Source organism: Belliella filtrata, from assembly GCF_022549775.1.
Lineage (GTDB): Bacteria > Bacteroidota > Bacteroidia > Cytophagales > Cyclobacteriaceae > Belliella > Belliella filtrata.
The window spans coordinates 1-11,430 of sequence record NZ_JAKZGP010000043.1; the positions used below are offsets into that span (position 1 = coordinate 1).

General features: G+C 37.4%; 8 protein-coding genes. 2 read left to right on the top strand and 6 right to left on the bottom strand.

Annotation, left to right across the window (positions count from 1 at the left end; translation table 11 throughout):
* The first annotated feature begins 121 nt into the window (after positions 1–121).
* Complete coding sequence (locus MM239_RS14715) at positions 122–3,532, top strand: MBG domain-containing protein (RefSeq protein WP_241349013.1); 3,411 nt, start codon at positions 122–124, stop codon at positions 3,530–3,532.
* Positions 3,533–3,638: 106 nt separating this feature from the next.
* Complete coding sequence (locus tag MM239_RS14720) at positions 3,639–4,580, top strand: PorP/SprF family type IX secretion system membrane protein (protein ID WP_241349014.1); 942 nt, start codon at positions 3,639–3,641, stop codon at positions 4,578–4,580.
* Between the two features lie 426 nt (positions 4,581–5,006).
* Here the strand turns inward: MM239_RS14720 and MM239_RS14725 are convergent, their stop codons facing one another.
* The 6 genes from MM239_RS14725 to MM239_RS14750 form a co-directional block, all read right to left on the bottom strand.
* Positions 5,007–6,311, bottom strand: coding sequence for an HlyD family secretion protein (locus MM239_RS14725; protein ID WP_241349015.1), 1,305 nt, complete (start codon positions 6,309–6,311; stop codon positions 5,007–5,009).
* A 2-nt stretch (positions 6,312–6,313) separates the two neighbouring features.
* Positions 6,314–8,515, bottom strand: coding sequence for a peptidase domain-containing ABC transporter (locus tag MM239_RS14730; RefSeq protein ID WP_241349016.1), 2,202 nt, complete (start codon positions 8,513–8,515; stop codon positions 6,314–6,316).
* Between the two features lie 17 nt (positions 8,516–8,532).
* Positions 8,533–9,588: a 6-bladed beta-propeller gene (locus tag MM239_RS14735; protein WP_241349017.1), complete on the bottom strand. Its 1,056-nt coding sequence runs from the start codon at positions 9,586–9,588 to the stop codon at positions 8,533–8,535.
* 63 nt (positions 9,589–9,651) lie between these two features.
* A complete protein-coding gene (locus tag MM239_RS14740; protein ID WP_241349018.1) occupies positions 9,652–9,882 on the bottom strand; it encodes a hypothetical protein in 231 nt (76 codons plus the stop codon).
* Positions 9,883–9,996: 114 nt separating this feature from the next.
* Positions 9,997–11,031, bottom strand: coding sequence for a DUF4221 family protein (locus tag MM239_RS14745; RefSeq protein ID WP_241349019.1), 1,035 nt, complete (start codon positions 11,029–11,031; stop codon positions 9,997–9,999).
* Between the two features lie 192 nt (positions 11,032–11,223).
* Positions 11,224–11,424, bottom strand: coding sequence for a hypothetical protein (locus MM239_RS14750; RefSeq protein WP_241349020.1), 201 nt, complete (start codon positions 11,422–11,424; stop codon positions 11,224–11,226).
* Positions 11,425–11,430 lie beyond the last annotated feature (6 nt).

Consider the following 11,430-nt stretch of genomic DNA (forward strand, 5'->3'; position numbering starts at 1 on the left):
GCAAAAACACAAAAACTGGTTTAATTAAAAAAAAGAATTCCCTGGAAACAGGGTCATGGGAATCCTATGTCTATTTTCTAAAGCAAATTGATCAAACTACTTCAATTATTTAAAATCGGAATTGCTGTCAAGAGGTTTTTATTTTGGAACTACTCCAAATCCCAATGTAAACTTAACGAGTGTTTCTGGTACGACGGGAGTAATGTCTTCAAATGTGACTGGTTTGCAAGCAGAGACTTTATATTATTTTAGAGCTTTTGCGACTAATTCTAATGGTACAACCTTTACTTCTGATGGTACTTTCGTAACATTAACTGATTTTCCTCTTTCTTCTCCTACAAATCTTGTAACTGAAATAGGAGATAGACAAGTTACCATCAACTTCACAGCAGGAGCGGATGGAGGTAGTGCTATTACCAATTACGAGTACAGCCTTGATGGTGGACAGACATGGATTTCGTTTAATCCGGCAGTTACCTATTCGCCGGTTACGATTGCTGGATTAAGCAATGGTACGGCATATGATATAACGCTGAGAGCGGTAAATGCACAAGGAGCCAGTCCTGCCTCGTCTTCGGTGACTGCTACACCTATTAGACTGCTTTCTGGTTTAGATTTTACGGAGTTTTCTGATGTTATATACAATGGACTTGCTGCAACTCCACCGGTTTTATTGTCTGATGGTGGAGTAGATCTTGATGAAGGGGATGATTTCACTGTAACTTATACAAACAATATCAATTCAGGTGTTGCTACAGTTACCATTACTGGTATAGGTGCTTATACGGGTACATTGATTAAGAATTTCACAATTCTCAAGAAAGATTTAACCATCACCGCAGATAATAAGACCAAAGTTTACGGTACAGCAAATCCAACCTTGACCTTCAGCTATGATGGCTTGGTGAATGGTGATACGCAAGTAGCCACAGAGCCAAGTATCAGCACGCCGGCGACAGTGAGTTCGGGAGTGGGTGCTTATCCGATCAACTTAACAGGAGGTTCAGATGTGAACTATGACATTACGCTAGTAGCTGGTGAATTAGAAGTAACCAAAGCAGCAGTGACGATAACAGCAGTAGATAAGGACAAAGTATATGGTTCGGCGAATCCAGCCTTGACCTTTACCTACTCTGGATTGGTAAATGGAGACACGAAAGTAGCCACTGAGCCAAGTATCAGCACGCCGACGACAGTGAGTTCGGGAGTGGGTGCTTATTCGATCAACTTAACAGGAGGTTCAGATGTGAACTATGACATTACGCTAGTAGCTGGTGAATTGGAAGTAACCAAAGCAAGTTTAACCATTACAGCGGATACGAACCAATCAAAGATCTACGGAGCCAATGATCCGGCACTGACCTTTATAGCTACAGGATTTGTAAATAACGAAACTGAGAGCATCCTGACCGGCAGCTTGGCAAGGGCAGCAGGAGAGAATGTAGGAAGCTATGCGATCAATCAGGGAACTTTTAGTGCAGGTAGCAACTACACGATTACTTTTACGGGTGCTGACTTTGCGGTCACCCCGGCAGCCCTAAGCATCATAGCAGTAGACAAAGATAAAGTTTACGGCTCAGCTAATCCGACTTTGACCTTCACTTACGATGGTTTGGTGAATGGTGATACGCAAGTAGCCACAGAGCCAAGTATCAGCACGCCGGCGACAGTGAGTTCGGGAGTGGGTGCTTATCCGATCAACTTAACAGGAGGTTCAGATGTGAACTATGACATTACGCTAGTAGCTGGTGAACTAGATGTGACTAAAGCAGCAGTGACGATCACAGCAGTAGACAAAGACAAAGTATATGGTTCTGAGAATCCAGCCTTGACCTTTACCTACTCTGGATTGGTGAATGGAGACACGAAAGTAGCTACTGAACCAAGTATCAGCACCACGGCAACAACAAGCTCAGCAGTAGGTACTTATCCAATCACCTTGACAGGAGGTTCAGATGCGAACTATGACATTAAGCTAGTAGCGGGTGAACTAGATGTGACTAAAGCAGCAGTGACGATCACAGCAGTAGACAAAGACAAAGTATATGGTTCTGAGAATCCAGCCTTGACCTTTACCTACTCTGGATTGGTAAATGGAGACACGAAAGTAGCTACTGAACCAAGTATCAGCACCACGGCAACAATAAGCTCAGTAGTAGGCACTTATCCAATCACCTTAACAAGCGGTTCAGATGCGAACTATGACATTAAGCTAGTAGCGGGTGAACTAGATGTGACTAAAGCAGCAGTGACGATCACAGCAGTAGATAAAGACAAAGTATATGGTTCGGCGAATCCAGCCTTGACCTTTACCTACTCTGGTTTGGTTAACGATGACACCAAAGTGACAACAGAACCAAGTATCAGTACCACAGCAACAGCAAGTTCAGCAGTTGGAACCTATCCAATCACCTTGGCAGGAGGTTCAGATGCGAACTATGAGATCACTTTGGTAGCAGGAGCATTGGAAGTGACCAAGGCAACCCTGACAATCACAGCAGATAGCCAAATCAAACCATTTGGGGTTGAAGATCCAGCCTTGACTTATCAAGTGTCAGGATTAGTAAATGGTGATCAACTGGCAACCGTAACTGGTTCTCTTCAGAGAGCAGTTGGTGAGGAGCCTGGTAGCTATGCCATAGGCCTAGGAAGCTTGTCAGCGGGTAATAACTATACCATCAACTTTGTTTCAGCAGATTTAACAATCACAGCTTCTGAAATAGACATGGTATTCCAGCCTGGAAATGTAGAAACCGCATGGGGTCAGGAACCAGCTTTACCTTCAAGCATCGGGGTGATGACGGCTGATGGTCAAGTATTATCATTCCCGATTACTTGGAACCTATCACCATTGAACATCTACGCAAGAGGAGATTACGCACTCGAAGCAGTGATTAACCTATCACAAGGCTACACAAATCCAATGGAATTGATGGCTAATGTGACGGTAACAGTACTGCCAAAACCAGCACCTCAAGACTTGCTATTGGATAACTTATCCTTCAGAGCCGATAGTAAAAACTATCAGGTTAGGGTAGGGGGACTTAGTGTACTTGACCCTATTGACAATGTTCATAGCATCGAGCTGGTACAGGGCGCCTATGAAAGCAGCTTCTTTGCAATCATCAACAATGCCTTGTACTGGAACACCACCGCAAGGGTAGAAGGGAAGAAAACCTTCGAAGTGCTCATCAGAGTCACAGATAGAGATGGCAATGTGATAGAGAAGGTGTTCACGATCGAAAGGACAAGAGAATCAGTTTCCGCGATTGAAATTTACAATTCTTTCAGTCCAAATGGTGATGGTACCAATGATACTTGGGGAGTACCAGAATTGAGGTATTACAGTGGCGTGGTGATCCAAGTGTTCGAGAGAAGTGGAAAGCGCTTGTTCTACACGCAAAACCCTGATATCAAATGGGATGGTTTCTTTGAAACCATAGCGTTACCTACAGGTACTTACTACTGGACAGTAGAAGTGAAAGAGACGGGAGAAGTGAGAAAGGGCATGTTGAATCTATTTAGAAAGTAATAGAAAATGATGAAAGACGAAGGAAGAAGGATGAAATATCCCTTCCTTCTTTTTCACAATCAACAACATTTTAACGCCTAACATTTAACGTTTAACAAGATTGATCATGAAAAAAATATACCTACTCTTTATTGCAATTACAATGAGCATGTCATCATTTGCTCAGTCAAGAAAATATGTTTCCCAGTTTAGCCACATGCAGAGTTATTTCAATCCTGCATTGACGGGTTATGAAGGGTCTAACTTTCGAGGATTGATCAGAAATCAATGGGTGGGGTTTGAAGGAGCTCCGATGACATATTTCGGGAGTTTGGAGTTTGATATTGCAGACTTTTCCAAAGGTGCAGATCCAAATAAGAATGCTTTAGGGTTCAATGTGCTCCATGATCAATATGGGGCATTTGTAGAGACAGAGATGATAGGTTCCTATGCTTCTAGGATTCAAGTAGGAGAGAAGACAGCTATCCGTTTGGGTATGGGTGTGAGCTACAATCAAGTGAGGCTAGACGGTAACAGCCTGACTACTGAGCAAGCTAGCGATCCAGTTATAGGGCAATACTTGAACAGCTTTGCCAACATGCAAGTGTTAGATTTCAATATCGGTATGGCTCTTACCCATCCAAATTATTATGTTTCCTATGCCGTCTCTCATGTAAACAAAGGAGCGATCAACTCAGGAGACGTATTCATGGAAAGAAAACCAAGAGTGGGAATCTTCCAAGCGGGCTACAGGAATGCATTGAGTCAAAACTTGGCTTTGGCAACAAACTTCATGTATAGAACTCAGCAAGATTTACCAGATAACATTGAGTTCAATTTCAAAGTATTGATGATGGATAGAATATGGCTAGGTGGAGGACATAGGATAGATTACGCTAATAATTTCCAGCTTGGAGTCTTGTTTCCAATGATCAGGATAGGTTATGTCTATGAGTTACCAATGAATAAATCTTACTTATTGCCAAATACTACACATGAGTTCTTAGCTGTGATTCCATTGTTCAAGAAGAACATCCGGTCAGACAGGAGAGAGGTTTTGATTTGGTAGTGGCTGAATGTTAAGTTTGATGCTTGAATAAAAAAAATGTTTCAAATAAGTTTATCGATTGACTTTTTTGATTAACAGAACAAGATAAAGCATTTTGGTGAATTACAATGTAAAATAAATGTAGTGCTTGAAAAACTAAGTCCTACATTTATTTTTTCTTTAAATAAAATTCCCCTTTGGCTCCTTTAAATAATAGGAATCGTAAAAGCTTTGTTAGTAAGATTTTTGAGTATATGTATATCATGTTTACAAGTATCATAATCTACACTGATTCCTTGAATTGTTTGTGACTTACCGAGATCAATAATTGACGATTAACACTAGCCATACCTGTATTTTGATTTCCCCAGTGCTGTTTGAGTTTAAAGATTTACTTCTGTGGAATGTATAATTATTAGTGAAGCTTTAAAGAAAAGATAAAGCCCACTACTCAAATCTTTGTACAGACCTAAACTTGAAGAATAGCCGCTCTGCTATACTCAAATCTTCAGTAATAATCTCAGCAGTACCTAGCAACTCTTGATTCAAAGGTATTTCTTGCTGATATGATGTTCTGGTCCCATCTGGAATGTCAATATATATTAGGTAATTTCCCTCACTGTCAGGTGAAATCGAAATATTATTTATTGTCCCATTCAATGTACCAAATTGCTGATATGGAAAGTTATCTAGTTTGATCAATACTTTCTGACCGAGTTCAACTTTACCAGAGTTCAAGGAAGGTACTGTTAGTTTACCTATCAAATCTGTTTTATTTTCTGGGAATATTGTAAATATATGATCTCCAGAAGTCACAATTTGATTTTCAGCCCATACGTTCTGAAAACTTACTAAACCATTGGTCCAAGCCCTTAAAACATATTGTTGTTCCCATTCCCTTACAGAACGTTTTAGACCATAGTAGGATTGAACTAGGTTGTTCAATGACCTTGATTCTTCTTGTTCCTTTAGAATAACTGTGCTATTTATGCTGTTCTCAGCATTTGCAATTATTCCTTGCAATTGGGAGATGGTTATGCTCATTTGGTTAAGCTGTTCTTGAATCTGTATGTATTCAATCTCTTTGATTTCAAAATCCCTTGCGGAGATAGCCCCATCTTGGAATAACCCTTTATTTCGATCGAAATCTTTTTTTACCAAATCAAATTTCTTTTCAAGCAATTTTTTTTGACTTTTCTGCTGTTCCAATCTATCCCTAGCTTCTAAAATAGCATATTCTTGACCTTCTAGCTGATTAAGAAATGGTTTTAGCTTCTCTATCAGCTTATACTCTAGGTAGCTCCGTTCAAAGCTTGTATAAGCTACCTCAATTTCTCCCAGCTCTAATCCCGACGTAGTTTCTATCGGAAAGTCGTATCCATTACTAACACCGAAAGGAATAGATTCTAAGTGATTCAAGAGAGTTAAGACACTATTAAAATCCCCCGTAGTTTTAATTGATGCCAATCGTTGACCAACCTCAACACTTTCTCCATTGTTTACAAACATCTTATCAATTTGACCTGTGCCTCTAGCAATAACTTTTTCAGTGGGTTGTAGCGTTGTGACCATAACTTTAGCTGTGATATAGTCTGGGTATTTAATGAAAAATGATAGCATGATCAACATTCCAACTAAAAAAAACATTAAAGTGATTCCCCACCTTATGATCCATGAAGGAGGTGAAGAAATAATCTCTTGAACCTCTTCTGAACGTAATTCGATATTATCTATTTGGTTGTAATTTGGCATGCCTAAGATCTGCTTACTTTTTCCAACTCCAATTGGTTTTTGACCAAGTTATAGTATATGCCAGCTTGGTCTATCAATTCCAGATGTGTACCTGTCTCAACTATCTCTCCCTGATCCATAACTATGATTTGGTCTGCATTTTTGACTGTGCTAAGTCTATGGGCAATAATAATTACTGTTTTCCCTTCTGTGAAATGACTGAGGTTTTCCATCACCTCTTTTTCATTTTTGGCATCAAGAGCAGAGGTGGCCTCATCAAAAAACAGAATTTCTGGATTTTTATAAATAGCTCTTGCAATAAACATACGTTGCTTTTGCCCTGTACTTATTCCAACTCCTTCATTTCCGATCACGGTATTAAAGCGTAGTGGGAGAGTTTGGATGAAATCATAAATATTTGCCATTTTTGTGGCCGAAAGTAACCTATCTATATCAACTTCATCTTCGCCAACGGCAATATTTCCAGCTATCGTGTCATTGAAGATATACCCTTCCTGCATTACAACACCGCAATGAGACCTCCATGCGGAAGAAGAAAGCGTATCTATGGAATGACTCCCATAATTTAACTCGCCTGAAGCAGGACTGTAAAATTTTAGTAAAAGTTTCATCAATGTTGTCTTACCGCTTCCACTTGAACCTACGATTGCTGTTACTTTTTTTGCAGGAATCGATAAAGTAATATTATCTAGTACAGGTGTTTCAGCACCAGGGTATCTAAATGAAATCTTATTGAGCTTTAGTTCCTGTCCAGCTTCTATAGTCTTTATGATTTGATGCTTTGGGTTTTCTTCATTTTCCTTGCTATGGATTTCATTCAAGCGCTCTAAACTTATTTTGGCATCTTGATAACTTCGTACAAAACCAACCATGCCCATGATAGGACTATTGAGCTGACCGATGATATATTGCAGGGAGAGCATCATTCCCAAAGTCAGGTTACCTTCGATCACCAATACTGCAGAAGTAAAAGTGATCATGATATTCTTAAACTCATTGATCAGGGAAGATCCCACCCCTTGCATCTGCTCTAAAGAAAGAGCTTTAATAGAAACCTTAAATAGATTTGCTTGGATGAATTCCCACCTCCAACGCTTTTGTTTTTCGGCATTGTTCATTTTGATCTCTTGCATCCCATTGATCAATTCAATGACTGTGCTTTGCTCCTTACTAGCATGCTCAAACCGCATATAATCAAGCTTCTTCCTTCTTCTAAGAAAATAGAATATCCACAAAAAGTACAAAGTACTTCCGGCAATAAAGATCATAAAGATCAATGGGCTATAATAAATCAATACTGCTCCAAAAACAAAGAAATTAAAAAAGGAAAAGAGTGTACTCAATGCCGTGCCAGTTAAAAGACTTTCTATACGCCTATGGTCACCAATCCGCTGCATGATATCTCCCGTCATCCTAGTATCGAAAAATGAAATTGGTAAAGACATCAACTTGATAAAGAAGTCGGAGATCAAGGAAATATTAATCCGTGTACTGAGGTGAAGCAAAATCCAACTTCTAAAAACTTCTACAGTTGTCCTTCCAATAAATAGCATCAGCTGGGCTAATAATACCAAGTAAATAAAATTAACATCCTGGTTCTGTATACCTACATCGACAATACTTTGTGTTAGGAAAGGGAAAATCAATTGAAGCAGGCTACCTACACTTAACCCTACTCCTAGTTGTACAAGCAAATTCTTGTACTTAAATAAATATTGAAACAAAAAACTTACAGATTTTCTATCTGTTTTGTCCCATTCTCTTTCATAGAATTTTGGAGTTGTTTCCAAAAGTAAAACAATCCCTTCTTTGGTCTGCTCATTAGCATTTTTCCCTATCCAACGGGAAATAAATGCTTCCTTTGTTAAAGTAATTAATCCAAAAGCAGGATCTGATACATAGATTATTCCAGCCTTAATCTTATAGATAACTACAAAATGCTGCTTGTCATAGTGAACGATGCAGGGTAGGGGGATCTTTTCCAGTTTTTTGAAATCTAGCTTAGCCCCGATAGTCTTAAATCCTATGGCCTCGGCAGCATCACTGAGTTTGAGTAAACTACTGCCTGTTCTTGTAGTCTCAGACAATCCTCTGATTTCTTGCAGGGAAATCAGCTTGCCATAATGCTTAGCGACTATCCGCAAGCAGGTAGGACCACAGTCTTTGGAGTCAGGTTGTCGGTAGAATGGGAAATTTTGGCTCAAAATTTTAAAATATCAATTTACTTTAGCGTCACAACTCCAATAATTGGGTTAGATTCTTCAATAGACTTGTTGATATATTCTGGGTTTTTTATGTAGTAAAATGTATCATTGGATAAGTCAAAAGGCCGAAATACGACTGGATTACCATTTTCATCTAATAGTCCTTCTTTCAGGTTATAACCTTTTGAATCATTCTTGTTGTATAGGAAGAACATTTTGTTGCCTTTATGTAAATATTCACATATGATAAATGACTTTGATTGAATTATATTAAAAATCAAAGTTAATTTTACACCCTTTTCATTAAGTACTGGTTTTCCAAAATCCAATTTTAAATTTGGTGATAATTTATTTTCCTTAATTTGGTATAAAGTGTCTCTATGAATTTCTTCATTGGAAAGAAATGAAGCATAGAAGTAGACATCATTATCTATGATTGACAAATAATGATTGTGTGCGTATACTGAGGCAGTTTTCTTTGGAAGTGTTTTTTTTCTTATGAAAAGTGTATCTATAACCGAGAGTTCCGAATTGATTTCATAAAGGCTAGTATGGTTTGCAAAGCCATTTTCGACTGGTATGCTATACTTATGTTCTACGGAGTACATTTTACCTTCAAAATAGCCTATATAGTCCCAGGTATTTTCTAACAATACTTCTCTTATCAAGTCATGATTTGGAGCATAAACCAAAACTTTTCTAGTCGTAGGTACATAAATTTCACGTGTTTGTTCATTGACCATGATTGATCTGATAAACTTATATTCCCCAGGGCCATCACCTTCTTGACCAAGCTTTTGAATGAAATTACCATCCATGTCAAACACCAAAACCTTTTGATTTGAAGATTTGATGTATAACTTATCATTAAAGTGAAGTAAATCACTTAAATAGATTATATATGAATCCATAGAAGTTTCCAATCGGATAAAATTGACTTCGTTAGTGACATCCGACAACGATAATTCATCGATCTTATTAATGTTAATTTCGATTAATGGAAGATCACCAATTCGATCTTGATTGCATCCAATCAAAATAAAAATGACTATTACATATCTAAAAGATTTCATTTCCAACTTTTTAAAATTAATAAGATACAAGAATAATAATAGATACTTGTACCTTATTTATTTTCACTCACAAGTGGCCCCAATTCCTCCGTTTCCAGATACCTGACACTGTACTGTTGCAACATCAACTGCACCTATTGTGTCATCTGCCATAACCAAAAATTGATCTTGGTCATGTCCACCTCCTTCAAACCCGCAGTAACAAACCCAAGTACCTCCTCCTTGGATTCTCGCTAATTGACTTCTTTGGAGCACATCTTCTGAAGATAGCCCCAGTTTTTCTAGATTCATCATAGTTTTGTTTGTTTTGATGATTGTTTTGATTTCCTGATCATTTAGAGGCATTCAGGACATCTGCCTTTTATTCTGATTAGATTGATCACCATTTTATTTTCTAATATTGACAGTTCAAATATTGATAATTATAAATCCTAGTTCATCCGAGAAATTATGAAATACCCATAACTTCCCATCTTTAGCGAAGTACTTTTCATTGGAGTACAGGAACTCTTTGATTTCTAGTTCTTTAGTGAGATTGAAAGAAGAGTCGAATATTGAAAGAAATACTTTGATTTTTTGTGTTTCTGGTACGAGAGATTTTTCATCTTTACCCTCAAAAAAAATTCTTTTGGTAGAAAGACGATAATACTGTTTTCCCATATCATCCCAAACAGGAGGGTAATATTTGACTTGTTCTAAGTAATGTTGAAATTCTTTTTGTAGTTGCTCTTTTGAATTAATACTATTTACATTTATTGGTTTTACACTTTTAGGAGTCAAAGTTGGATTATAATCCACAAACCTTAAATCATTTGATTTTGGATCAAACAAGATAATTTCGTTTGAAAATTCATAACTCACTATTATGGTACTGTCTTGCCAACTTAAATATACCTCTGGGTCAATAAATAAAGTCGTGTTATCAATTGCCAATATCAAATCGGAATATGATTTTTTTGAATTGAGAAATAACCTGTTTACAATATTATCTTTCATAGACAAAACATCAAGATTAACTTCTCTATTCTCATCATCGTAAGAAAGACCAAAAGCCAGTAAATTTTCTAATTCAACAAGAATTTGTCTCCTTGGAAACTCCGCATATTTTTCACCATTAGAGTCTTTTGAATTTCTCCAGTCTACTTTTTGAATTAACCTTCCACTAATATCATAAATTGCAGACTTCTCAAATGACTGGACAAAAAAACGTTCACCTTTTAAAGCATTGAATTCATAGAAATGCTCTCCAGTTCCATTTGGTCCATCTTTTTCAAATGGGTAATTATTTAAAATCACTTGATTCTCTAAATCAATCTGATCGATGGAATGATCGAACTCATTATAGGAGAAAATTGATTTTCTATCACTATTTAAATCAGAAATGTTCATCAATCTCGTAAGATCCAAATTTCGACCTTTTGACTCTATTTTTATTGTATCCAACAAATATGGTATTGAATAATCTTCATTAATATTTTTCTCATTTGTACAGGAAAAAATTATCAAGAACACTAAATAAATAACTATTCCCTTAATTTTCAATTGGCTATAAAGAAGGTTTTTCATATTGGAGAGTAAGAAATTATAGTAAGAAACCAAAAGTTTTGGTTTCTTACTTATAGAATAGGCTTAACTTTATTGACACCAACCATGTTCTGAAGCATCACTGCATGATTCCCCTGGGCAACATCTTTGTGTAGATGAGCACCTTGTAATAGTACATGGAGCACCGTCTATTTCATCCTCCTCCTGATCATTACCTCCCATAATAGTTGCTAATTGACTTCTTTGGAGCAAGTCTTCTGAAGATAGCCCCAGTTTTTCTAAATTCATCATAGTTTT